17 protein-coding genes are annotated in these 24,016 nt (G+C 64.9%); 15 read left to right on the forward strand and 2 right to left on the reverse strand.

Going from position 1 to position 24,016, the window contains the following annotated elements:
• Positions 1-44 precede the first annotated feature (44 nt).
• From ACWV8V_RS16100 to ACWV8V_RS16110, 3 genes are all read left to right on the forward strand, one after another.
• On the forward strand, positions 45-2,627 hold the full coding sequence (locus ACWV8V_RS16100; protein WP_455900216.1) for a M14 family zinc carboxypeptidase: 2,583 nt from the start codon (positions 45-47) through the stop codon (positions 2,625-2,627).
• Positions 2,628-2,876: 249 nt separating this feature from the next.
• Complete coding sequence (locus tag ACWV8V_RS16105) at positions 2,877-3,728, forward strand: EF-hand domain-containing protein (RefSeq protein WP_455900217.1); 852 nt, start codon at positions 2,877-2,879, stop codon at positions 3,726-3,728.
• A gap of 178 nt (positions 3,729-3,906) precedes the next feature.
• Positions 3,907-6,213 (forward strand): TonB-dependent hemoglobin/transferrin/lactoferrin family receptor, encoded by a 2,307-nt coding sequence (locus ACWV8V_RS16110; protein ID WP_455900218.1) that lies wholly within the window; start codon positions 3,907-3,909, stop codon positions 6,211-6,213.
• A 93-nt stretch (positions 6,214-6,306) separates the two neighbouring features.
• On the opposite strand, the gene ACWV8V_RS16115 is transcribed toward ACWV8V_RS16110, so the two are convergent.
• Complete coding sequence (locus tag ACWV8V_RS16115) at positions 6,307-7,707, reverse strand: DEAD/DEAH box helicase (protein ID WP_455900219.1); 1,401 nt, start codon at positions 7,705-7,707, stop codon at positions 6,307-6,309.
• A gap of 387 nt (positions 7,708-8,094) precedes the next feature.
• Here ACWV8V_RS16115 and ACWV8V_RS16120 point away from each other — a divergent pair, with 387 nt between their 5' ends.
• Positions 8,095-9,084: a fumarylacetoacetate hydrolase family protein gene (locus ACWV8V_RS16120; RefSeq protein WP_455900220.1), complete on the forward strand. Its 990-nt coding sequence runs from the start codon at positions 8,095-8,097 to the stop codon at positions 9,082-9,084.
• 20 nt (positions 9,085-9,104) lie between these two features.
• Positions 9,105-9,758 (forward strand): maleylacetoacetate isomerase, encoded by a 654-nt coding sequence (maiA, locus tag ACWV8V_RS16125; protein ID WP_455900221.1) that lies wholly within the window; start codon positions 9,105-9,107, stop codon positions 9,756-9,758.
• 69 nt (positions 9,759-9,827) lie between these two features.
• On the opposite strand, the gene ACWV8V_RS16130 is transcribed toward maiA, so the two are convergent.
• The gene (locus ACWV8V_RS16130) at positions 9,828-10,955 is read right to left on the reverse strand and encodes a PilT/PilU family type 4a pilus ATPase (protein WP_123731257.1); all 1,128 of its coding nucleotides are present in this window, start codon (positions 10,953-10,955) and stop codon (positions 9,828-9,830) included.
• A gap of 97 nt (positions 10,956-11,052) precedes the next feature.
• Between ACWV8V_RS16130 and ACWV8V_RS16135 the strand changes: the two genes are divergently transcribed.
• From ACWV8V_RS16135 to ACWV8V_RS16180, 10 genes are all read left to right on the forward strand, one after another.
• Complete coding sequence (locus ACWV8V_RS16135) at positions 11,053-11,436, forward strand: DUF4398 domain-containing protein (protein WP_455900222.1); 384 nt, start codon at positions 11,053-11,055, stop codon at positions 11,434-11,436.
• Between the two features lie 14 nt (positions 11,437-11,450).
• The gene (locus tag ACWV8V_RS16140; RefSeq protein WP_455900307.1) at positions 11,451-12,332 is read left to right on the forward strand and encodes a hypothetical protein; all 882 of its coding nucleotides are present in this window, start codon (positions 11,451-11,453) and stop codon (positions 12,330-12,332) included.
• A 367-nt stretch (positions 12,333-12,699) separates the two neighbouring features.
• Positions 12,700-12,918 (forward strand): YdcH family protein, encoded by a 219-nt coding sequence (locus ACWV8V_RS16145; RefSeq protein WP_259261749.1) that lies wholly within the window; start codon positions 12,700-12,702, stop codon positions 12,916-12,918.
• Between the two features lie 152 nt (positions 12,919-13,070).
• Positions 13,071-14,441 carry a pyridoxal-phosphate dependent enzyme gene (locus ACWV8V_RS16150; protein ID WP_152153085.1) on the forward strand — a complete coding sequence of 457 codons (1,371 nt, stop codon included), beginning with the start codon at positions 13,071-13,073 and terminating at the stop codon, positions 14,439-14,441.
• Between the two features lie 119 nt (positions 14,442-14,560).
• Positions 14,561-15,742: a cystathionine gamma-synthase gene (locus tag ACWV8V_RS16155; RefSeq protein ID WP_259261750.1), complete on the forward strand. Its 1,182-nt coding sequence runs from the start codon at positions 14,561-14,563 to the stop codon at positions 15,740-15,742.
• 15 nt (positions 15,743-15,757) lie between these two features.
• The gene (locus ACWV8V_RS16160) at positions 15,758-17,167 is read left to right on the forward strand and encodes a glycosyltransferase family 4 protein (protein ID WP_259261751.1); all 1,410 of its coding nucleotides are present in this window, start codon (positions 15,758-15,760) and stop codon (positions 17,165-17,167) included.
• 1 nt (position 17,168) lies between these two features.
• Entirely contained in the window at positions 17,169-17,954 is a 786-nt protein-coding gene (locus tag ACWV8V_RS16165; RefSeq protein ID WP_429000580.1) for an ABC transporter permease, read from the forward strand.
• Entirely contained in the window at positions 17,951-19,240 is a 1,290-nt protein-coding gene (locus ACWV8V_RS16170; protein ID WP_259261753.1) for an ABC transporter ATP-binding protein, read from the forward strand. Before ACWV8V_RS16165 ends, ACWV8V_RS16170 begins: the two co-directional genes overlap by 4 nt.
• A gap of 47 nt (positions 19,241-19,287) precedes the next feature.
• Positions 19,288-21,459: a methyltransferase domain-containing protein gene (locus ACWV8V_RS16175; RefSeq protein WP_259261754.1), complete on the forward strand. Its 2,172-nt coding sequence runs from the start codon at positions 19,288-19,290 to the stop codon at positions 21,457-21,459.
• The gene (locus ACWV8V_RS16180; protein ID WP_455900223.1) at positions 21,459-23,975 is read left to right on the forward strand and encodes a glycosyltransferase family 4 protein; all 2,517 of its coding nucleotides are present in this window, start codon (positions 21,459-21,461) and stop codon (positions 23,973-23,975) included. Before ACWV8V_RS16175 ends, ACWV8V_RS16180 begins: the two co-directional genes overlap by 1 nt.
• Positions 23,976-24,016 lie beyond the last annotated feature (41 nt).

Genomic DNA, 24,016 nt, shown 5'->3' on the forward strand with positions numbered 1-24,016 from the left:
TCCACAGGGCCGGAAGGAACCGGCCCGTCTTTCGGGGAATTGCTGTGTCTTTGCAACGTCGTCTGTTCTCTCCCATCGCCTGGGTGGCGCTGGTGCTGTCTGTGTTCGCTGCGCCTGCCTCTGCGCAGAGCGCGTACTTCTTCCCGGCCGGCGGTGATTTCGATCCGGCCGTGCCCACGCCCCAACAGTTTCTCGGCTATGAGATCGGCAGCCGTTACACGCGGCACGATCAGCTGGTGGCCTACTTCAACGAACTGGCCAAGCGCTCGGACAAGATCAAGGTCGAAGAGATCGGCCGCAGCTACGAGGGCCGCCCACTGTTGATCGCCACGGTGACCTCGGCGCAGAACCTGCAGAACCTGGACACGCTGCGTCGCCAGCACGTCACCCTGGCCGATCCTGCGCAGCCGCTCTCGGCCGCCGGCAGCAGCCCGGTGGTGGTGTGGCTGGGCTACAGCGTGCATGGCAATGAAACCTCCAGCGGCGAAGCGGCGATGCTCACCGCTTACTACCTGGTCGCCAACCGCAGCACGGAGACCGCGCAGTGGCTGCAGCAGGCGGTGGTGCTGTTCGATCCGGCGCAGAATCCGGATGGGCGCGACCGCGCGGCAAGCTGGCACAACGCCTATGCATCCTCGCCTGCCTCGGCCGATCCGGCCGACAAGGAGCATGTCGAACCGTTCCCGCAGGGCCGTACCAATCACTACTTCACCGATCTCAATCGCGACTGGCTGGCGCTGACCCAGCAGGACACACGGCCGAAGATCGCCTATTTCCACCAGTGGTATCCCAACGTCCAGATCGATTTCCATGAGATGGGCAAGGACAGCACTTACTACTTCGAACCGTCGCCGGCGAGCATGCACAGCCCGTTGATTCCGGCGGCGTCGTATGACTTCAACAAGACCTTGGCCAAGTACCACGCCCAGTCGCTGGATGCGCTGGGCTCGCTGTATTACACCGGGGAGAACTTCGACAACTTCTCGCCGGTGTATGGCTCGACCTACCCGGACTTCCACGGTGCGGTCGGCGTGACCGTCGAGCAGGCCAGTTCGCGCGGCCGCGTGCAGGAATCGGTCAATGGCCTGCTGACCTTCGGCTTCACCATCCGCAATCAGGTTGCCACCGGACTGGGGACGGTGCGTGGTGCAGTGACCGAGCGCGACGGGCTGCTGAAGCTGCAGAAGGAGTTCTTCCAGTCCGCACTGAAGCAGGCCAACCAGCAGCCGGTGACGTCCTTCGTGTTCGGTGATGCCGCCGATCCGGGCCTCACCCAGCGGCTGCTGGATCTGCTGCTGCAGCACCAGATCACGGTGCAGGCGTTGAGCGCCCCGGTCACCGTGGATGGGCTGCGCTTCGAACCGGGCAGCGCGTACGTCGTCCAGGCGGCGCAGCCGCAGTTCCGCCTCGTGCATTCGATCTTCGCCGACACCCCACCGATCAAAGGCGATGTGTTCTACGGCAGCACCTCCTACGCGATCGCGCCGGCCTACGGCATCGCCTTCGCCGCGAGCCGCAGCCGGATTGCCGGTGGCGAGCGCGTGGCCAGCGTGCCGGCCGCCAACGGTGGCGTGGTCGGCGGTCAAGCGGGCTACGCCTACGTGTTCGATTGGCGCGATTACAACGCCAGCCGCGCGCTGTATGCGCTCCAGGCCAAGGGTGTGTTGACCCGTGCGGCCTTCCAGCCGTTCACCGCAGCCACCGCCCAGGGCGAGCAGTCATTCGGCTATGGCAGCGTGGTGGTGCCGGTCGCGGGCCAGCCGCTGGCCGGTGCTGAGCTGCTTGCCGCGGTCGATGCGGTCGCACGCAGCAGTGGGGTGCACATCCAGGCGCTGTCCAGCGGGCAGAGCCGCGGTGGCATCGATCTGGGCAGTGACAGCGTCAAGGCGCTGCGCAAGCCGGCGGTGGCGCTGGTCATGGGCGAGGGCGTCAGCGCCACCGAAATCGGCTCGGCGTGGTTCCTGCTCGACCAGCACCTGCAGCTGCCGGCGAGCAAGATCGACCCGGCCCAGCTGGGCAAGATCACCCTGGATCGCTACACCACCATTGTCCTGGCCGGCGGTACCTATGCCGGCGTGGACGCCACCGCCGTGGCGGCGCTCAAGCGTTGGATCAACGCTGGTGGCTCGCTGATCACCTACGGCACGGCCGCGCGCTGGGCGATCGAGCAGAAGCTCAGCGACGAAGTGCTGGGGCCGGAGGAGAAGGAACCGGAAGGCGCCCGACGTGCGTTCGGCGATCAGCGCGACATCGCGGCGATCGAACGGGTGAGCGGCAATATCCTCAGCGCGGACGTGGACAACACGCATCCGCTGGGCTTCGGCGTACCGCGTCGGCAGCTGGCGGTGAACAAGGAAAACGGCCTGAGCTTCCAGCCCAGCCGCAACCCGTTCTCCACCGTGGTGCGCATCGACGAGGCGCCCAAAGTCAACGGTTACCTCTCCGAACGCAACCGCAGCCGGGTCGCCGGTGCCGCGTGGCTGGTGGTGTCGCCGCAGGGGCAGGGCAATGTGGTGCTGTTCGCCGATGATCCGGCGCACCGCAAGTATTGGCACGGCACCGAGCGCCTGCTGTTGAACGCGATCTTCTTCGGCAACCAGCTCAACCCGACCAAGCCGCGCGGCTGACACCCCGGGTACCGGTAGTGCCGGCCGCTGGCCGGCTCCCGACCGTTCCCACCGCAACGCGCAGCTCCGCCACACTCACCTGATGGCGGGGCTTCCACCCCCAGGCAACAGCCGACCCACGTCGGCTGTTGCCGTTTGTCAGACACCCATCACACCCCCTGTGAAATTTCCGTATTGCGAATCATTCGCAATACGAATAGGATGGCGCCCGCCGGCTCGACCCGCAGCCGTCCTTCCAGGGGAACCACCATGAAGATCGTTCCGCTCACCGCTGCCCTGATGGCACTGGTGCTGGCCCCGGCCGTCCTCGCGCAGCCGTCCAGCACGACCCCCACCGCCTCGCCGACTGCGGCCGCCTTCCTCGCGCAGTTCGCCACCGAGGGCACCGACAGCGTCAGCTGGGCGCAGTTCGATGCCTTCCGCAAGCAGCGTTATGCCGACACCGACCGCAACCACGACGGTCATGTCGACGCACAGGAATACGTCGACGAGTACCTGCAGCGCTTTGATGTGCGCCTGGCCGACGCGCGCGCCGGTCACCTGCGCCAGACCGACACCCGCTTCAAGGCGTTGGATCGCGACAAGAACGGGGCGATCAGCCGCGCCGAGTACGATGCCGCCGGCGAACGCACCTGGGCCGGCTACGAGACGTCGCAGAACGCCACGCAGGAGACCGCCGCAGCGTCTTCGCGCGATCCACTGAAGATGCCGACGTCGCATACCGCCAACGGCATGCTCGAACTCTACGACCGCAACAAGGATGGCGCGGTGGATCGTGAGGAGTTCGATGCGGTGCGTGCGGCCAGCTTTGCGGCCACCGATACCGATGGCAACGGCAGCTTGTCGCTGGCCGAATACACCAGCGAGTTCGAAGGCCGCCTGGACCAGCAGCGCCAGCGCGTGCGCGCCGATGCCGAGCGCCAGGCCCGCGTGCGCTTTGCCTCGCTGGACAAGGACGCCGATGGCCGCATGACGTTCGCCGAGTACCAGCTCTCGGGCAAGCGCATGTTCGACCGCGCCGACAGCAATGGCGACGGCGTCGTCGATGCGCGCGATCCCGAGCCGGTCGCCGGTGCGCACTCTACCAACGGCAACCGCTAGCGGCCCGGACGTGCCGTGCACGTCCCACGTATCAGCCAACGATGATTCCGGCTCGCGATTCCCCGCGGGTCTTTGCGCCTCCCAGCCCCGCTCGATCCACCGATCGCCGCAGCCAGGAACGGCCCGCCGCCAACCGCGGCGCTCACGCCATTCCCTACCTCTCCTGCGGAGCTTGATCATGAAGTCGTCCTTCACCCTGCTGGCCATGGCGGTTGCCGCCAGCCTGTCCGTCACCGTGCACGCTGAAACCGTCAACGATGCGAGCACGCTCGATACCGTGCGTGTCCAGGCCGAGCGCGCCAAGAAAACGCGTTCGGCCAACCAGAATGTCACCGTGCTCACCTCGGCCGATCTCGACAACGAGATGGCCAACACCATGGAAGAAGCGATCCGCTACATCCCCGGTGTCAGCATCGTGGACATGGGCCGTTTCGGCGATAACGGCTTCAACATCCGCGGCCTGGAAAGCGACCGCGTGGCGATCACCGTCGATGGCCTGAGCCTGGGCGAATCGGTGGAAACCGCGCGCTCCTACGAGTTCTTCCGCGGTGGCCGCGGCGATGTGGACATCGATACGCTCAAGAGCCTGGCCGTGATCAAGGGCGCCGATTCGATCAGCGCCGGCAGTGGCGCGCTGGGTGGCGCGGTGGTGTTCACCACCAAGGACCCGGCCGACTATCTCAAGGCAAGCGGCAACGATACCCACCTTGGATTCAAGGCGGGGTACTCCGGTGCCAACGACGAAACCATGGGCACGCTGACCTTCGCCAACCGCACCGGCATCGTCGAATCGATGCTGGTCTACACCCGTCGCGAAGGCCATGAATCCGAGTCGTGGTACGACACCACGAACGATCGCATCGGGGTCGGTCGCCGCACGCCCGATCCGGTCGACAGCACCCGCGACAACCTGCTCGGCAAGCTCGATCTGCAGCTCGACGAAGCCAATACGTTGGGCTTCCTGTACGAGCGCGGCCGCGCCACCAACGACGTGGACAACCTGTCGCGCGTCTATGCACCGGGTTATCTGTCGCGCAAAGGCCATGACACCAACGACCGCGACCGCTACGGGGTGAACTACCAGTGGCGGGCCGACACCGCGCTGTTCGATACCCTGGATGCGCAGGTGGACCGCCAGGTCACCGACAGCCGTGGCATCACCACCATCGTGGCCGGCAGTGGCTGCCCGGGCGGCGCCACGCCGTGCCTGCGCAGCGAGAACCGCTCGACCAAGCAGACGCTGGACCGTGCCGCGGCCGATTTCAGCAAGGTGTTCGCCGCCGCGGGCGCACGCCATGATGTGGTGTACGGTCTGGCCTGGCAGCAGCGGGACATCGACTTCACCGCTGTCGATACCCGCTGGAATGCGGCGGGCGCCGTGGCCTCGGTCGAGATCGATCCGCGCCAGGTGCCCAAGACCGACGTGACCGCCTGGAACCTGTACCTGCGCGACAGCATTCAGCTGCTGGACGAACGCCTGATCCTCAGTGCCGGCGCCCGGTATGACCGCTACGACTATTCGCCGCAGGTGGATGCCACCTTCGTGGATCGCACCGGCAGCGTGCGTGATGTGAGTTTCGCCTCGCCGAGCTGGCAGGCCGGTGTCGAATATCGCTTCCTGCCCGACCATGCGCTGTGGGCGCAGGTGGGTCGCGGCTTCCGGGCGCCGACCGTGGCGGACATGTATTCGCCGACCAGCGCCACCCAGGTGATCAATGCGCAGAACGGCCAGCCGCTGCTGCTCAATGACACCGTGTCCAATCCAGACCTGGAGTCGGAAAAGAGCCTGAACCTGGAACTCGGTTACCGCTGGAGTACCGACCGTGCGCAGCTGGGCCTGTCGGTGTTCCGCGACCGCTACGAGAACTTCATCGAGTACACCAACCTGGCGCAGTCGGTGCCGGGTGGCTTCCGCACGACGGCGACCGGTCCGGTGCTGTACTCGCGCAACTACACGATGCCGACCAACGCGGGCAAAGTGACGGTCAAGGGGGTGGAACTGGAAGGACGCTGGCAGATCAGCGATGCATGGTCCTCGCGCCTGGCGGCCTCGTACAGCGAAGGCGAGAAGCGCAACGGCGATCCGCTGGAGAGCATCGTGCCGGCCAGTGCCGTGCTGGGCGTGCGCTATGCACCGTCGCCGGTGTGGAACCTCACCGCCAGCGTGACCCACGCCGTGGCCAAGAAGGCCAAGGATGCCTACACCACCGATGCCACCACCGGCAGGGTCACCACGCCGGCCTTCGTCGACAAGGCCGACGGCTACACCGTGCTGGATCTGTACGGCACCTGGAACGTCACCCCACAGTGGAAGCTCAGTGCCGGCCTCTACAACCTGACCAACGAGGAATACTACCTCTGGCAGCGCGTACGCAACATCAACAAGGGGACCAACACGCTGTACGGCTACGTCAACGATGAAGGCATCGGCCGCTACAGCGAGCCCGGCCGCAATGCGCGGATCACGGTGGCCTATAGCTTCTGAGGTGGGGGCGCCGGCCGCTGTCCGGCGCCCGACAAACGAAAAGGGCGACGCAGATGCGTCGCCCTTTTCATGTTTCAGCGATGCCCGAAGGAATCAGCTGGCGCGACCGCCACCGCCGCCCTGGCTGCGGCCACCACCGGGATTGCCACCGCCACGGCGCTGGCCCTGCGGCTGGCCACCGCGCGGTGCACCGCGGCCGGCGCCATCACGCTGACCGCCACCGGCCTTCTTCGGGCCGGCATGGGCGTGGCGCGGGGCCTCGGCGTGCGGGCGACGCGCGTGCTTGCGCGGCGAACGATCGCCACCCGGCAGTTCGGCCTTGCCCGGCGCGCTGTTGCCCCAGCGGATCGGGGTCTGCGGCTCGAAGCCCGGCACGTCGCGGATGTCCATGTCCTTGTCGAGCAGGCGCACGATCTGGCGCAGCAGCTTGGCTTCGTCCTGCGCCACCAGCGAGATCGCCTGGCCGGTCGAGCCGTTACGGCCGGTACGGCCGATGCGGTGCACGTAATCCTCGGCCACCATCGGCAGGTCATAGTTGATGACCTTCGGCAGCTCGTTGATGTCGATACCACGCGCGGCGATGTCGGTGGCGACCAGCACGGTCACGCGGCCGGCCTTGAAGTCACCCAGCGCACGCAGGCGCTGGCCCTGACTCTTGTTGCCGTGGATCGCCGCGGTCTTGATGCCGGACTTGTCCAGGAACATGGCCAGCTTGTCGCAGCCGTGCTTGGTACGGCCGAACACCAGGGTCTGCTCACGGCTGTCCTGGGCCAGAAGATGCAGCAGCAGCTCGCGCTTGCGCGGGCCATCGACCGGGTGCACGCGGTGGCTGATGTTCTCGGCAACGGTGTTCTTCGGCGTGACCTGGATCTGCTCCGGGTCGCGCATGAACTCCAGCGCCAGCTGCTTGATGCTCTCTTCGAAGGTCGCCGAGAACAGCAGGGTCTGGCGGTTCTGGCGCGGCAGCTTGGCGAGGATCTTCTTGATCGACGGCAGGAAGCCCATGTCGAGCATGCGGTCGGCTTCGTCCAGCACCAGGATTTCGATGCCGGAGAGGTCGACGCTGCGGCGCTCGATGTGATCGATCAGGCGGCCGGGGCAGGCGACCAGCAGGTCCACGCCACGGCGCAGCACATCGAACTGGTTGCCCATGCCGACGCCGCCGTAGATGCAGGCGCTCGGGATGCGCAGGTACTTGCTGTAGCCGCGCAGGCTGTCATGCACCTGGGTGGCCAGCTCGCGGGTCGGGGTCAGCACCAGTGCACGCGGGCGGCGCGGGCCATCGACGGCCTGCGGGTTGGTGCCCAGGTGCTGCAGCAGCGGCAGGCCGAACGCGGCGGTCTTGCCGGTACCGGTCTGTGCGCCGGCCAGCAGGTCGCGGCCTTCCAGGGCGAGCGGGATGGCCTGCTCCTGGATCGGGGTGGGGGTTTCGTAGCCCTGCTCAGCCAACGCGCGCAGCAGGAACGGGGCAAGGCCCAAGGATTCAAAAGACATCGGGTGGAAGCTCCAAAGACAAAGTAACGCCAGGCCGAATGGCCGGACGCGAGGCAGATCAATGTGATCGGCTGACTCGGAGCGTTCCCGTAAACCGCGCTGCGAGAATTGGGTGCAGTCGACGCGGTGCGCAGACTGGAATGCATGACGAATGGCGTCGGAGTGGGGGCGGGCGACGGATCAATGATCCATATCGCCGGCGATCCCGAAGGGAAACGGACGGCCGCTGCAGACCCGGATAGTCTAACGGATGTTTGAGACCCATACCAAATCCCCCTGTTCAGCTTGGGAGAGGTTACGGTAAGGCGATGCGGCGGTGCAGCTGGTAGGCCCGCCAAGCATTTGATTACACTTGAAACCTATTTTCGCGATCCCGGATACCCACCCATGAAGCTTGGTTCTCTGAAGGAAGGCGGCCGCGACGGCACCCTGATCGTGGTCTCGCGCGATCTGCGCCAAGGCGTGCGCGCCACCGGCATCGCCGTGACCCTGCAGCAGGCACTGGAAGACTGGAGCCACCTGGCGCCGCGCCTGAACGCCCTGTACGAGTCGCTGAACGACGGCGACGCCGACGGCGTGTTCGATATCGACCTGCAGGCATTGGCCGCCCCGTTGCCGCGTTCGTATGAGTTCGTCGACGGCAGCGCCTACCTGCCGCACGTGGCCCGCGTACGCCGCGCCCGTGGCGCCGAGGTGCCGGAAAGCTTCTACACCGATCCGCTGATGTACCAGGCCACCAGCGCCGGCTTTTACGGCCCGCGCGATGCGGTCAAGGTGGTCAGCGAGGACTACGGCATCGATCTGGAAGCCGAGCTGGTGGTGATCACCGACGACGTGCCGATGGCGGTGACTCCGGAGCAGGCCGCCGGCCACATCCAGCTGATCGGCCTGGTCAACGACGTCTCACTGCGCAACCTGATCCCGGGCGAGCTGGCCAAGGGCTTCGGCTTCCTGCAGTCCAAGCCGCGCTCGGCGCTGTCGCCGGTGTTTGTTACCCCGGATGAGCTGGGTGATGCCTGGCAGGACAGCAAGGTCCACCTGCCGCTGGTCACCCACATCAATGGCACCTGGTTCGGCGCGCCGGAAGCAGGCGTGGACATGCAGTTCAACTTCGCCCAGCTGGTCGCGCATGCGGCCAGGACCCGCCCGCTGGGCGCCGGTGCGATCGTCGGCTCGGGCACCATCGCCAACGAGGACACCAGCAAGGGCGCCTCCTGCTTCGCCGAACAGCGCACGGTGGAAACCCTGCGCGACGGCAAGCCGAGCACCCCGTTCATGTCCTTCGGTGATGTGGTGCGGATCGAGATGTTCGACGCGGCCGGCGAAAGCATCTTCGGTGCGATCGAGCAGCGCATCGAGCAGGCGGCCAAGCCCTGATCGCGGGGGCGGAGACCGTCATGGAACCGATCGAGCTCTTCAGTTACTGGCGGTCCAGCGCCGCCTATCGCGTGCGCATCGGTCTGAATCTCAAGGACCTGCCGCACCGGATCACCCCGGTGCACCTGGTCCGTGAGGGCGGGGAGCAGCACAGCGCGGCCTATGCCGCGCTCAACCCGCAGGAACTGGTGCCGACCCTGCGCCATGGTGATCGCGTGCTGCAGCAGTCGATGGCGATCCTGGAATACCTCGACGAGGTCTTCCCGGCCACACCGTTGCTGCCCGGCGATGCCGAGGGCAGGGTGCGCGTGCGTGCGCTGGCCCAACTGGTGGCCTGCGACATCCATCCGCTCAACAACCTGCGGGTGATGCAGTATCTGGAGCGCACCCTGCAGGCCAGCGCCGAGGCGCGCACGCAATGGACGCTGCACTGGATGGCGGAGGGGTTGGCGGCGATGGAAACGCTGCTGGCCGGCCATGCGGCGACCGGTACGTTCTGCCATGGCGACCAGCCCGGGCTGGCCGATGCCTGCCTGGTGCCGCAGCTGTACAACGCGCACCGGTTCGGCCTGGATCTGGCGCCGTACCCGACCCTGCAGCGGATCGAGGTGGCGTGCCTGGCGCTGCCGGCGTTCGATGCGGCGCGGCCGGAGAACCAGATCGACGCAGGGTGACGGGCAGGCATCGACCGTTGGTCGATGCGCCTGGCCCATTGCCCCCACCAACGGTGGGGGCCTACACCGTCAGAACCCGTGCGTGATCGCCGGTGCCGAGGCGGCCGAGTAATCCGCGTAAGGATCGTGCTCGTTGCCGCCCTCGGACAGCCGGAACTTCAGCGCCAGGCCATCGCGCGAATCGGCTGCGCGCAGCGCTTCTTCCTGCTCGATGATGCCGTTCTTGGCCATCCGGAACAGGCACTGGTCGAAGCTCTCCATGCCTTCTTCCAGCGAGGCTTCCATCGCGGCCTTGATCTCGTGCACCTGGCCGCGGCGCAGCAGGTCGCGGATCATCGGCGTGTTGATCAGCACTTCCGTGGCCGGCAGGCGACGTCCGTCCTTGCCCTTGACCAGGCGCTGGGACACGACCGCGCGCAGGTTCAACGAGAGGTTCATCAGCACGTTGCGGTGCGCGCTCTCGGGGAAGAAGTTGAGGATGCGCTCGATGGTCTGGTCGGCGTTGTTGGAGTGCAGCGTGGCCAGGCACAGGTGCCCGGTTTCGGCGAAGGCGATCGCTGCCTCCATGGTTTCCGCATCCAGGATTTCGCCGATCAGGATCACATCGGGTGCTTCACGCATCGCATTCTTCAGCGCGTGGTGGAAGGTGTGGGTGTCCAACCCGACCTCGCGCTGGTTCACGATCGACATCTTGTGCTTGTGCAGGTACTCGATCGGGTCCTCGATGGTGAGGATGTGCCCGGTCGTGGTGCTGTTGCGGTGGTCGATCATCGAGGCCAGCGAGGTCGACTTGCCCGAGCCGGTCGAGCCGACCACCAGCACCAGCCCGCGCGGGGTCATGATGACGTCCTTGAGCACCTGCGGCAGGTTGAGCTCTTCGATGCTGGGGATCTTGCTGCGGATCGCACGGATCACCATGCCGACCTCACCGCGCTGCTTGAACACGTTGACGCGGAAGCGCCCGGCGTCGGGCAGGGCAATGGCCATGTTGAGTTCGAGCTCGCGCTCGAACTGCGGGGCCTGGCCCTCATCCATCAACGAGTAGGCGATCTTCTTGACCATCCCGGGCGGCAGACCGGTATTGCCGAGCGGATAGAGTTTCCCCTCGATCTTGATGTATACCGGTGCTCCCGTCGTCAAGAACATGTCCGACGCGTTCTTTTCGGTCATCAGCTTCAGGAAATAGCCGATATCCATGCGAAATGTTTCCCCAACAATCAGCGGCTTGCCATTGCAAGCGCACCGCAGGCTTCCGACAATGGCCGCGCACACAACTCTGGCGACGGCACCCCCAATGAATCCTAGCTTCGCACAAATACGACGGGCCCTGTATGTGACGGTGTGCGCATTCGCGCTCTCTGGTGCCGTACAGGCGCAGGATGGCGCCCTGGAACTGATGCAGGCCCGCCAAGCGGTCGACAAGGCCACCCAGGCCGACGCCGACCAGTACGCTCCGGATCTGATCGCCGTGGCCCGCCAAGGCCTGGAGCAGGCCCAGCGCGCCGCAGGTGACCGCCGCGAGCGCAAGAACGCGCCGATGCTGGCCGTTCGCGCCACGGCCGATGCCGATCTGGCCCGCGCCCGCAGCGAAGAAGCCACCGCCACCGCGCAGCTGCAGCTGCGCCGCAACGAAGTCAGCCAGCTGCAGCGCCAGCTCGCCACCGGGGAAGACCGCTGATGATGTCCACCAAGATGCGCCTGCCCTGCCTGCTGCTGGCCGCCAGCCTCAGCCTGCCGCTGATGGCCCACGCCGCCGATGACCCGGCCGTGGCCCAGCTGACCCAGCGCCTGATGGCCATCCAGGCCAACCCGGATGCGGCCCAGCTGGCCGCCTTCGAGCGCCTGCAGGCCCAGCAGGCCGTGGCCGATCTGGCCAAGGCCAAGCGCCGGGATCTGGACCAGGCCCGCTACCTGGCCGAGCGCCGGGTCGAGATCGCAGAGACCAGCGTGCGTGCCGCGCTGGCCCAGCGTGAGGTCGACCAGCTCGAGCGCACCCGCAGCGAGCTGCTGATCGAGGCCAGCCGTCGCGATGCCCAGCGTGCCCGCCAGGAGGCCGAGCGCCTGCGCGTTCAGGCCCAGATCCAGGCCGAGGAAAGCGAACGCCTGCGTCAGGCCGCTGAGCAGGAAGCCCTGGCCCGCCAGGACGCCGAGACCGCGCTGACCAGCGTGGCCGGCAAGCAGACCGCGCGCCTGAGCGCGGCCCAGCAGAATGCGGCCAAGCTGGCCCGCGAGGAAGCCGAGCTGGTGGCGGGCAGCAAACTGCCGGGCTCCAGGTTCGACAGCCGCGGCGAAGTGTTCACCTTCAATGGCGACGCCTTCGCTGCCGGCAAGGGCAGCCTGTCCGGCGGTGCCAAGGGCCAGGCCAAGGCCTTGGCCGAGTACCTGAACATCGGCAAGAAGGGCCGGGTCCGGATCGAGGCCTACGACGCCGCAGCCGGTGTCGGCCAGCAGCGTGCCGAGGCCCTGCGTGATGCCCTGGTCGCGGCCGGCGTGAGCAGCAGCCGGCTGCAGGTCAGCGGCAAGAAGGCGGCGGCGACCAAGGCGCGTTCGGCCGAGGTCATCATCGCGCCCTGATGCCTGATCAGGATGTGCTCATGACCGCGGGTTGTGACGCAAATCCTTGTTTTTGTTTAATTTTCGTTGTTCTGCGTGTTCAGGCTGAACCCCGCCTAGGCAGCGCCAACGATATCGTTTGAAAGGGTTGAACCGACCCCGAAGCAAGCGTAGGGTCAGTTGTCCGGGTCGCCTTCCGCGGCCCGGACGATTGGAGGGCCGGCAATGCACCAGCGCCACGAATCACCGCAGTCCCAGGTCCAGCGCGATGTGCTGGAGGGCGCTGCGGGTTCGCAGGCCAAGGATGCGCGGTACTCCGCCCCAAGCAGCGCCCCGTGCCGTCAGGCCGGGGCGTTCTTGTTTCAGCAGAAGCGATAGGAGGTTCATCATGTTTGAAGGTCAGCCCCAGAGCGATATCGACGCACGGCGCCAGCGTGATCCGGAATTCAAGGCGTTGTACGAACGGCACCAGAAGTTGAACAAAAAGTGCATGGATGCCGAGCTGGGCGTACTTCCTATAGACCGTCTCACCCTGGGACAGATGAAGCGAGAAAAGCTGTTGGCCAAGCAGAAGCTGGAACGGTTGTACGCCTCCCCCATGCATTAACCCCTTTACCACCGTACGTCGCGGGCGGTTCCGGTCTCCTCGTCGACCGGTGCCGTCCGCGCCGCTTGATGAACGCGGCAACCTGACTTTCGCCGCCAACCGTCGGATAATCACCGGTCCGGCCGCCCAGCGGCGCGAATCGATGTGAACCGATGGCAATCCACTCCTCCGTACTCGAACTCATTGGCCAGACCCCGATCGTCAAGGCCCAGCGCCTGGATACCGGTGTCTGCGAGCTTTACCTGAAGCTCGAGAGTGCCAATCCCGGAGGATCGATCAAGGACCGCATCGGCCTGTCGATGATCGAAGCCGCCGAGCAGCGTGGCGACCTGAAGCCGGGCGCGACCCTGGTCGAGGGCACCGCCGGCAACACCGGCCTGGGCCTGGCGCTGGTCGCCCAGCAGAAGGGCTACAAGCTGATCCTGGTCGTGCCGGACAAGATGAGCCGCGAGAAGATCTTCAACCTCAAGGCGATGGGTGCCGAAGTGCGCCTGACCCGTTCGGACGTGGCCAAGGGCCACCCGGAGTACTACCAGGACATGGCCAAGCGCGTGGCCGAGGAAACTCCCGGCGCGTACTTCATCAACCAGTTCGGCAACCCGGACAACCCGGCCGCCCATGAATTCGGCACCGGCCCGGAAATCCTGGCGCAGATGGACGGCGACCTGGACGCGATCGTGTTCGGCTGCGGCAGCTCCGGCACCATGACCGGCCTGTCGCGTGCCTTCTCCACCCTCTCGCCGAAGACCGAGCTGGTCCTGGCCGACCCGGTCGGCTCGATCCTGGCCGAGTACATCAATGACGGCGTGCTCAATGACAAGTCGGGCAGCTGGCTGGTGGAAGGCATCGGCGAGGACTTCCTGCCCTCGATCGCCGATTTCAGCCGCGTCACCAAGGCCTACGCGATCACCGATGCCGAGAGCTTCCATACCGCGCGCGAGCTGCTGGGCAAGGAAGGCATCCTCGGCGGCTCGTCCACCGGCACCCTGCTGGCCGCGGCGCTGAAGTACTGCAAAGAGCAGACCACCCCGAAGAAGGTGCTGGTGCTGGTCTGCGACACCGGCAACAAGTACCTGTCCAAGATGTACAACGACTACTGGATGCTGGACAACGGCTTCCTGGAGCGCCCGCAGTCCGGCGACCTGCGCGACCTGATCCTGCGCCCGTACGGCCAGCGCGACACCGTTGTGATCGGCCCGAACGATCTGCTGACCACCGCCTACCAGCGCATGAAGCTGTATGACGTGTCGCAGCTGCCGGTGATGGATGGCGACCAGCTGGTCGGCATCGTGGATGAAAGCGACGTCCTGCTGCATGTCTATGGCGACGAAGCCCGCTTCCGCGACCCGGTCGCCACCGCGATGGTCAGCAAGCTGGACCGCTTGGACGTGAAATCCCCGATCGAGGCCCTGCTGCCGGTGTTCGACCGTGGCCAGGTCGCCATCGTCATGGACGGCGCCAACTTCCTCGGCCTGATCACCCGCATCGACCTGCTGAACTACCTGCGCCGCCGGGTACAGTAAGCGGCTGTGTCGCAATGAACCCATGTTTATCCGCGTCAACGGCCGATTAAGCCACCGCTGATAGACTTCCGCTCCTTTTGCGGGGGCCCCTGTGGGGGCTCCTCTTGCTGGGAAACAACATGTCCGATCACGCTTCTTCCGGGCACGGCGACCGCTCGCTCGCCCTGGCCACGCTGGCCATCCATGGCGGCCAGTCGCCGGATCCGAGCACCGGCGCGGTGATGCCGCCGATCTATGCGACCTCCACCTACGCCCAGTCCAGCCCCGGTGAGCACCAGGGCTTCGAGTACTCGCGCACCCACAATCCCACCCGTTTCGCCTACGAGCGGTGCGTGGCCTCCCTGGAAGGCGGCAGCCGCGGCTACGCCTTCGCCTCGGGCATGGCCGCCAGCTCCACGGTGATGGAACTGCTGGACGCCGGCAGCCATGTGGTGGCGATGGACGACATTTACGGCGGCACCTTCCGCCTGTTCGAGCGCGTGCGTAAGCGCACCGCCGGCTTGCAGTTCAGCTTCGTCGACCTGACCGACCTGGCCGCGTTCGAGGCCTCGATCACCCCGCAGACCAAGATGGTCTGGATCGAAACCCCGACCAACCCGATGCTGAAGATCGTGGACATCGCCGCGGTCGCTGCGATCGCCAAGCGCCACAAGCTGCTGGTGGTGGTCGACAACACCTTCGCCTCGCCGATGCTGCAGCGCCCGCTGGAGCAGGGCGCGGACCTGGTCCTGCACTCGGCCACCAAGTACCTCAACGGGCACTCGGACATGGTCGGTGGCATGGTCGTGGTCGGCGACAACGCCGAACTGGCCGAGCAGATGGCCTTCCTGCAGAACTCCATCGGCGCCGTGCAGGGCCCGTTCGACAGCTTCCTGGCCCTGCGCGGCCTGAAGACCCTGCCGCTGCGCATGAAGGCGCACTGCGCCAATGCGCTGGCGCTGGCCCAGTGGCTGGAAAAGCACCCGGCGGTGGAGAAGGTCATCTACCCCGGCCTGACCTCGCACCCGCAGCACGAGCTGGCGACCCGCCAGATGAATGGCTATGGCGGCATCGTCTCGATCGTGCTCAAAGGCGGTTACGAGGCGGCCAAGCGTTTCTGCGAGAAGACCGAACTGTTCACCTTGGCTGAGTCGCTGGGCGGCGTGGAAAGCCTGGTCAATCATCCTGCGGTGATGACGCATGCCTCCATTCCGGTGGAACGCCGGGAAAAGCTGGGCATCAGCGATGCGCTGGTGCGGCTGAGCGTCGGGGTGGAGGAGCTGGGGGATCTGCAGGTGGATCTTGAGCGGGCGTTGGGCTGATCGCAGCCGATCCCGATGAACGCAATCGAGCCCCCCCGACCGTCTGCCCAAGTGCGCCTGCTGGCGTGGTTGCGCAGTCAAGGTTGGCTGCGCAGCGTCTATCACGTCATTCCACGCCCGCTGCGTGAGGGCGCTTTGCAGCTCCTCACCCATCGCCTGCGTGCGCGTGCGCGTTTTGCACGTACCCCCGCCTGGCGGGAATGGAACAGGCCGGCACATCTAGGCGCGCCGCTCGGCCGCGCGCCGGGCGTGGGGCCGGTGCCATCCGGCGTCAACATCATCGGTTACGTCAATGGCCAGTTTGGATTGGCGGAAGCGGCACGCAGCTATGCGCGCGCGCTCATAGAGCAGGGGGTACCGGTTGCGCTGCACGATATCAATCTGGGCCTCCCCAACGTGCGTGCCAAAAGCGCGCTCGATGCCCATATCGATGACACGATGCCGCACCCGGTCAGCATCATATTCGTCAATCCAGATTACCTTCCACAGGCATTGGCGAAGATCGGCAAAGCGCATCTCAAGGGGCGGCATCTCATCGCGTGCTGGTTCTGGGAATTGGAGCGGATTCCGGATACTTGGCTGCCATCACTCGGCTTGGTGGACGAAGTCATGGTCGCCAGCGCGTTCGTCGAGCAGGCCGTTGCGCGGGTGACCGACACGCCGGTGCTGCGGGTACCGATGCCCGTTACGGTGCCTGCGGACAGCGGATTGCAGCGCGACGATTTCGGCCTGCCGGCAGACGTCTTTGTATTCCTGACGACCTTCGACTTCAGCTCCAGGATGGAGCGCAAGAATCCGGAGGCGGCCATCCGTGCATTTCTGGCGGCATTCCCATCAACGCGCCGTGACGTGCGCCTCGTGGTCAAGAGCAGCAATGGGCATCGATTCCCGCATTGGCTCAAGCACCTGCTGGCCCTTGTTGCGGGCGATGATCGAATTCTGATTCGGGACGACGTCATTGAACGTGAACATCTCACCGCCTTGCAACGGTGTTCGAACGCCTATGTATCGCTGCATCGCGCAGAGGGATTCGGGCTGGGAATGGCCGAATGCATGGCGATGGGGAAGCCGGTCATCGCCACGGCCTGGTCGGGCAACATGGAGTTCATGGACGCAGGGTGCGCGGCGCTGGTCGATTACTCCCTCATTCCGGTTCGCGCTGGTGAATACCCCGGAGGCGAAGGCCTGCGTTGGGCTGATCCCAATATAGAACAGGCCTCCGCCTGGATGCGAAGGCTGGTTGACGAACCCGGGCTGGCACTTGGCCTGGGCGAGCGGGGCAGGCAGCACGTCGACGAGGTTTTGTCCGGCAGGCACGCCGCGCGACAGATCGTCATCCGTACAGGTGAAATCGAGGCTGGGCGGATTTCCACGCAGCAATGCATGAAAGAACCACTGGAAGAGGGCGAAACAAGCCGTGATTGACATGCTGCGGTCCCTTTGGGCATATCGCTACTTTATTCTCTCCTCAATCAAGAACGATCTGAGGATGCGCTTCATTCGAAGCAAACTGGGTGCGCTGTGGATGATCATTCATCCGCTGATGCAGGTGCTCATCTTCGCCACCATCCTCTCCGAGGTTTTGTCGGCAAAAATGCCTGGCGTGGAGAACAAGTATGGATACGCCTTGTATCTGATGGCGGGAACGCTCTGTTGGAGCATGTTCTCGGAGACGGTATCCAAGTGCGTCAATCTGTTCGTGGATAGCGGCAACCTAATGAAGAAAATGGCGTTCCCGCGGATCTGCCTTCCGTTTATTGCAGCGGGAACCATGCTGGCAAACAACCTGCTGCTGCTGGCGGCGATCTTTGCCGTGTTCGCTGTGATGGGACACTATCCTGGCGTGCAGGTGCTGTGGCTGCCGGCACTGATCCTGCTGACGCTCGGTTTCGCAATGTCGATCGGTCTCCTGCTCGGCGTATTCAATGTATTCATGCGGGACATCAGTCAGGTGGTTCCGGTTGTCCTGCAGGCGCTGTTCTGGCTGACGCCGATTGTCTACAACGTGAGCATCCTGCCGGAAGCGGCTCGCGAGGCATTCAAGCTCAACCCGTTGTACCCCTTGGTGACCAGCTATCAACAGGTGCTCCTGTACAACCAGCCGCCCGTGTGGATGGATCTGTTGCCGATGGCAGTGGTGACGTTGATATTGCTGCTTGCGTCGCTGGTGGTGTTCCGCAAGGCCAGTCCGGAAATGGTGGACGCGCTATGAGTGGTCTGCTGAAGCTCACGGGGGTAGGCAAGGCCTACCGGCATTGGGGCAGCGAATGGCTTCGTGCAGCCAGCTGGTTCGGCCTGCCGGTGCGTCCCAAGGAGGAGCACTGGATCCTCCGTGATGTGTCCCTGACCATCTCGCCGGGCGAGGCGGTGGGTGTGGTGGGCCGCAACGGTGCAGGCAAAAGCACCCTGTTGAAGCTGATCACCGGCACCACCCAGCCCACCGAAGGCAGCATCATGCGCGGTGGGCGCATCGCGGCCATCCTCGAGTTGGGCATGGGCTTCAATCCGGACCTCACCGGCCGCCAGAATGCCTTCCACGCCGCGGGTCTGATGGGGTACACGCAGCACCAGATCGAAGCGATGATCACCTTCATCGAAGCGTTCGCCGAGGTAGGCGAGTATTTTGATGAGCCTGTTCGCACCTACTCCAGCGGCATGCAGGTGCGTGTGGCGTTTGCTGTCGCGACTGCGTTCCGCCCGGATATTCTCATCGTCGATGAGGCGCTCTCGGTCGGTGATGCCTATTTCCAGGCAAAGTGCTTCAAACGCGTGCAGGAGTTCAAGGAGCTGGGCACAACGCTCATCCTGGTGAGCCACTCCGTCGCCGATATCGTCAAGCATTGCGATCGTGTGATCTTCATCAAGGATGGCGGTGTTCACGCTGATGGACCGTCACGCGAAGTGTCCAACCTGTATCTCGACGAGTTGTTTGGCCGCAAGCCTGCAAAAGCGACCGCGTCGGCTGCCAGCGTCGCACCGACGAGCGTGGTGATGGAAGGTGGGAGAGAGGACCTGTTCCACACGCGGCGCGGCTACAACAAAGCCGAACATCGATGGGGCCAGGGCGGAGCCAGGATCATCGACTACGCAATCGTGAGCGGAGGCGAGGAACATCCGGCGCGCATTGACAGCGGCGCACGTACCGAGTTCGTGATGAAGGTGCTGTTCGAGCAGGATGTCGACAATGCAGTGCCCGGTATTCTGATCAAGACCTTGGAAGGCCTGTTCCTGTACGGAACCAACTCGTTCCTGGCCAGCAACGGGGCCGCAGCGATCTCCGCGAAGGCGGGGGAGATCGTGGTCTGCAGCTTCCAGGTGCCGATGAACGTCAATGAAGGGCACTACATGGTGTCGCTGGGCATCTCGTCGGGAGATCCCCTTTCCGAATTGGTACCGCTGGATCGCCGGTACGACTCCATCCTGCTCGATGTGAGCCGGCCGATGCAGTTCTGGGGAATTGTGGACCTCCACGCTGACTTCAGCGTGCAGGCGGCTTGAGCAGGCGCAGAAACGTATGTTGTACCGAGAATTGGATGACTATGCTTATGAATGATGCCCCCCCCCGTGCCGATGGCTCGATCAAAGCGCTGGTAGCTGCGTTGCCGGAGAAGTACCAGCCCATCTTCGGTCACCCGGAACTGTCGGATGGAAGTTCCCGAGGGTGCGAAGATCGATTGGTGCTCATTCTTGCAGCGGCCCAGCGATTGCAGGGCGCATTGGGGCGGCCGCTGCGCGTGCTCGACCTCGGCTGTGCCCAAGGCTTCTTCTCGCTGAACCTGGCGGCAGCGGGTCATTCCGTTCACGGTGCGGATTTCCTTGATCGAAACGTCGATGTCTGCGCTGCGCTCGCCGCGGAAGCCGGGCTGGCCAAGGCGACCTTCCGGTGCGCTCGCATCGAGGACGTCGCTGCCGCATTGCAGGCCGACACCTATGATCTGGTCCTCGGCCTCAGTGTCTTCCATCATCTGGTGCACGAGCACGGCCTGCCCCCCATCGTTGAGATCATCGCCGGCATCGCGGACAAGATCGGCTGCGGCATCTACGAGGTCGCGGTGCGCGAGGAGCCGCTGTATTGGGGGCCTTCCCAGCCCAAGCACGCCAGTGAGCTGCTCGCACCCTACGCGTTCCTGCGGGTCATGTCCTGGCAGCCGACGCACCTGTCAGGCGTTGAGCGCCCGCTGTATTTCGCCAGCCAGAAATACTGGTACGTGGGTGATGATTTCCGTGCATTCGATTCGTGGCGCTTCCAGTCGCATTCGATGGACATGAGCAGTCACCAGCAATCCCGACGCTATTTCTTCAGCAAGCATGCCCTGCTCAAGCAGTACTCACTGGCGAATCCGGCCCGACGTGAGTTCAATCGCGAGGAGTACGAAAACGAAGCCGGGTTCCTAGCTGTACCGCCGCCGCAGATGCGCACCCCTGCCTTGATTGAAGCGGTGGTGGATCGCCAGGACTGCTGGCTTGCCAGAGAGATGTTGCCGGGCCGGCTGCTGTTGAAGCTGATGGACGAGCATGTGCCCTATGCAGCCGAGCGCGTGGTGGATGGGTTGATCCGCCAGCTGGTGCTGCTGGAGGAGTGTGGCCTTTATCACAATGACGTGCGCTGCTGGAATCTGATGATCGATGGCGATTCGGAGCCATACCTGATCGATTTCGGCGCGATCTCGAAGACGCGAAGCGACTGCGTGTGGCCGGTCGATCTGCTGGTGTCGCTGCTGATCACTGTCCGCGAAATCTTCATGGGGCACGTCGGCCCGGTGCTGCCGGTGCGGCGTGGCCTGTTGGATCTCAGCATGCTGCCCATGCGCTACCAGACTGCGTTCGCCAACGCGCTCGCCAAGCCGCGTGGCGCCTGGAGCTTCCGCGAACTGTCGGACGGCATCAAGGCATGGGCCGGTGAGTCGATTGAGTTCCCCGGATACGTCGCGGCGATCGCCGCCGCCGAACGAGGGATGTTGAGCCTTGAAGGCACGCTTGCGGCTGAGAGGCATGAGGGCAGGGTTGCCCGCGAGAACCTTGCACGCTCGCTGGACGAGGCTCGCGCGGAGCTGACACGCTCGCTCGACGGGGCGCGCGCGGAGCTGACAAGTTCCCGTGAGGATGCCCATCGTTGGCACCTGCTTGCTGCGCAAAGGGACGACGAGATCGCCGCCTTGAATGACCGCACGGTGTCCACGACGGTCAGCCACGGTGCCCTGCAGCGGCGAATGGAAGGCTTGCTGGCCCAGCTGGCGGTCCAGGAGGCGGAGGCGCGCAGGGCTGGTGAGGACAATGTCGCGCTCGGAAAGTCCGTGCAGGAGTGGCAGGCGCGTGCAGACGAACTGAATCACCTGTTGCTTCTCGTTCGCGGCAGCTGGTCCTGGAAGTTGACCGCCCCGCTGCGGGGCCTCAAGCTCCTGGTTCGGCAGCCGACCGCCTTCACCCGGCGGATCGTCCTGGCCGGCATGCGACGCGTGGTGCGTTATCCGGTGATGGCGCGGCGGCTCAATTCGCTGGCCCAGTTGTTCCCGCCGCTGCACGCCAAGCTGATCTCGGTGGCCGTGAACAATCGAATCATCGCCGACGTTCCCGCTCCAATCGAGCAGGAAGGGATCGTCGGTGGCGTAAGCTCATTTACCGGCCTGACCGAGCGCGACGGCCTGGACCGCCTGTCCATCCGTGGCAAGGCGTTTTACCAAGGCATTGCAAACGGCAATCGCAAGGAGGCCCGTTGATGCGAATTCTTTTGGACCTGCAGGGTGCGCAAGGCGAAAGCCGGCGCCGCGGCATCGGGCGATACTCCTTGTCGCTCGCTATCGCTGCAGCCCGGTCGAAGCGGGGGCATGATCTGCACCTCCTGTTGAATGGCGCCTTCCCGGAGACCATCGATCAGATTCGGGACGCATTCACGGGCCTCGTGCCGAGACACAAGATCCATGTGCTGCATGTTCCGCTTCCGGTATTCGAGCGCGACGCGAGCAACGACCGTCGCAGAAGCCAGGCAGAGATCATCCGGGAAGCTGCGATCGCCTCGGTGAACCCGGACGTCGTGCACGTCTCCAGTCTCTTCGAGGGATTTGCTGACAATGCCGTCTGCAGTGTCAACCAACACTGCCGCGTCCCTACGATCGTGACGCTTTACGATCTGATCCCGCTGATGAATGCCAAGCTGTATCTTGATCCCGATCCGACCTACAAGAGCTTCTACCTCGGAAAGCTGGGCAACCTGGGGCGTGCCGATGCCCTCGTGGCCATCTCCCAGAGTTCGGCGGCGGAAGGACACGATGTAGCGGGCTTCCCCGCCGATCGGATATTCAACATCTCCGCAGCTTGCGATCGTGTGTTCCGGCCGTTGAAGGAAGCCGATCCGCTGCGCGGCGCTACACGGGCGGCGTTCGGCTTGCACGGCGGGTTCGTGCTGTATACCGGTGGTGCGGATCGGCGCAAGAACCTGGGCCGCCTGATCGAAGCGTATGCCGGCTTGGACGCGCACACCGGCGCACATGTGCAGCTGGTCCTGGCGGGACACATGCCGGGACCGCAAGTTGCCGAGTTGCAGTCCCTGGCGCTCGAGAAGGGGCTGGGCGAGCGCGATCTCGTCTTTACCGGATACATCTCTGACGAACAGTTGATTGCCTTATACAACGAATGCAGCCTGTTCGTTTTCCCGTCCTGGCACGAAGGGTTCGGTCTACCCGTGCTGGAGGCCATGGCCTGCGGCGCAGCGGTCATCGCATCGGATGCGTCCAGTATTCGGGAAATCGCGACCGAGAAGACGGCGCTGTTCGACCCAAACGACGCGGAGTCCATTCGCGAACGCATGGCGCATTTCCTGGCAAACCCGGAAGAAGTCAGCCGCCTGCGGGCGTACTCGCTGGAGCGCGCGAAGGTGTTTTCATGGGACAGGGTCGCCGGACACTTCCTCGACGCCTGTGAACGTGTGGCGGCGATGGGCATCGAGCGCACCTCGGCCGCGGCCGCCATCGACGACGCGATCGCCAGGCTTGGCGCGCTACGGGGGCAACACCACAGCGAAATGCTGGCGGCCGCCGACGCGCTGGACCGAAGCTGTGCTGCGACCCCGCAGTTGCTGGTGGATGTGACCGAGCTGGCCGACAAGGATCTTCGTTCCGGCATCCAGCGTGTGACGCGCGCGGTGCTGGCCGAGTGGGGGCGCGTGCCGCCCGCCGGGTACACCCTGCAGCTGGTGCGGATGGACCGTAGTGTGGGGACGTATGTCTGCGCAAACCGGTATGCCGCCACATTGCTCGGAGTGGAATCCCATCCGGACGTTCCTGTTGTCGCCCATCCCGGTGACGTCTTCCTTGGTCTGGACCTGGTGGGGTCCGCCGTGCAGGCGGGGAGCGCGTGGTTCGCCGCATTGCGGCGCAACGGCGTCAAGGTCAGTTTCGTCGTCTATGACATCCTGCCCGTCAGGCACCCCGAATGGTGGCCAGGTGGCGGCGGACAACACCATGAGGCATGGCTGCGCAATATCCTTGCTTGCGCCGACCAACTCGTCTGCATTTCCCAGGCGGTGGCCGATGACGTCAGCGCCTGGATGGATGAGAACCAGATAGACAGTAGGGCCACGATCGACTGGTTCCACCTCGGTGCGGACCTCGATGGCAGCATGCCGTCGAGGGGCCTGCCCGACGATGCGGAACAGGTTCTGGCGCTTCTGTCGGCCGTGCCCAGTTTCCTGATGGTCGGAACCATCGAGCCGCGCAAGGGACACGAGGCGGTCCTGACCGCATTCGAGGCGCTATGGGCCGACGGTCACCAGATCAACCTGGTGATCATCGGCCGCAAGGGGTGGCTGGTCGACGCGCTGTGCAGAAAGCTGGCCGGGCACGAGCAGCTCGGGAAGCACCTGTTCTGGTTCGAAGGCGCCAGCGACGAGTACCTCGACTTGGTGTATGAGAAATCGAGCTGCCTGATGGCGGCGTCCGAGGGTGAAGGCTTCGGTCTGCCGCTGATCGAGGCGGCCCAGCGCGGCCTGCCCATCATTGCGCGTGACATTCCCGTGTTCAGGGAAGTGGCGGGCACGGGAGCGCATTACTTCTGCGGTGCGGGCGCTGTGCCTGTTGTGAACGCAGTCAAGGAGTGGCTGAATCTGCATGCACGGAATGAGCACCCCTCCTCGGATGGAATGCCCTGGCTGACCTGGACGCAGAGCGCCGCGAAACTGGAGCAGGTGCTGTTGAGGGGCGAAACCGCCGACGATCGGCCTGCCCTGCGGCCCTCCTGAGCTATGATCCGTAGCTGAAACCACGGGCGCGGTCCTTACCT

This window comes from Stenotrophomonas sp. Ker107b (assembly GCF_053847245.1).

Bases quoted from the DNA above. Each gene is read 5' to 3' on its own strand.
- ACWV8V_RS16110 (WP_455900218.1), top strand. From the start codon at position 3,907: ATGAAGTCGTCCTTCACCCTGCTGGCCATGGCGGTTGCCGCCAGCCTG.
- ACWV8V_RS16145 (WP_259261749.1), top strand. From the start codon at position 12,700: ATGTTTGAAGGTCAGCCCCAGAGCGATATCGACGCACGGCGCCAGCGT.
- ACWV8V_RS16120 (WP_455900220.1), top strand. From the start codon at position 8,095: ATGAAGCTTGGTTCTCTGAAGGAAGGCGGCCGCGACGGCACCCTGATC.
- ACWV8V_RS16160 (WP_259261751.1), top strand. From the start codon at position 15,758: ATGAACGCAATCGAGCCCCCCCGACCGTCTGCCCAAGTGCGCCTGCTG.
- ACWV8V_RS16130 (WP_123731257.1), bottom strand. From the start codon at position 10,955: ATGGATATCGGCTATTTCCTGAAGCTGATGACCGAAAAGAACGCGTCG.
- ACWV8V_RS16135 (WP_455900222.1), top strand. From the start codon at position 11,053: ATGAATCCTAGCTTCGCACAAATACGACGGGCCCTGTATGTGACGGTG.
- ACWV8V_RS16155 (WP_259261750.1), top strand. From the start codon at position 14,561: ATGTCCGATCACGCTTCTTCCGGGCACGGCGACCGCTCGCTCGCCCTG.
- ACWV8V_RS16170 (WP_259261753.1), top strand. From the start codon at position 17,951: ATGAGTGGTCTGCTGAAGCTCACGGGGGTAGGCAAGGCCTACCGGCAT.
- maiA (WP_455900221.1), top strand. From the start codon at position 9,105: ATGGAACCGATCGAGCTCTTCAGTTACTGGCGGTCCAGCGCCGCCTAT.
- ACWV8V_RS16175 (WP_259261754.1), top strand. From the start codon at position 19,288: ATGAATGATGCCCCCCCCCGTGCCGATGGCTCGATCAAAGCGCTGGTA.
- ACWV8V_RS16150 (WP_152153085.1), top strand. From the start codon at position 13,071: ATGGCAATCCACTCCTCCGTACTCGAACTCATTGGCCAGACCCCGATC.
- ACWV8V_RS16140 (WP_455900307.1), top strand. From the start codon at position 11,451: ATGCGCCTGCCCTGCCTGCTGCTGGCCGCCAGCCTCAGCCTGCCGCTG.
- ACWV8V_RS16105 (WP_455900217.1), top strand. From the start codon at position 2,877: ATGAAGATCGTTCCGCTCACCGCTGCCCTGATGGCACTGGTGCTGGCC.
- ACWV8V_RS16115 (WP_455900219.1), bottom strand. From the start codon at position 7,707: ATGTCTTTTGAATCCTTGGGCCTTGCCCCGTTCCTGCTGCGCGCGTTG.
- ACWV8V_RS16165 (WP_429000580.1), top strand. From the start codon at position 17,169: ATGCTGCGGTCCCTTTGGGCATATCGCTACTTTATTCTCTCCTCAATC.
- ACWV8V_RS16180 (WP_455900223.1), top strand. From the start codon at position 21,459: ATGCGAATTCTTTTGGACCTGCAGGGTGCGCAAGGCGAAAGCCGGCGC.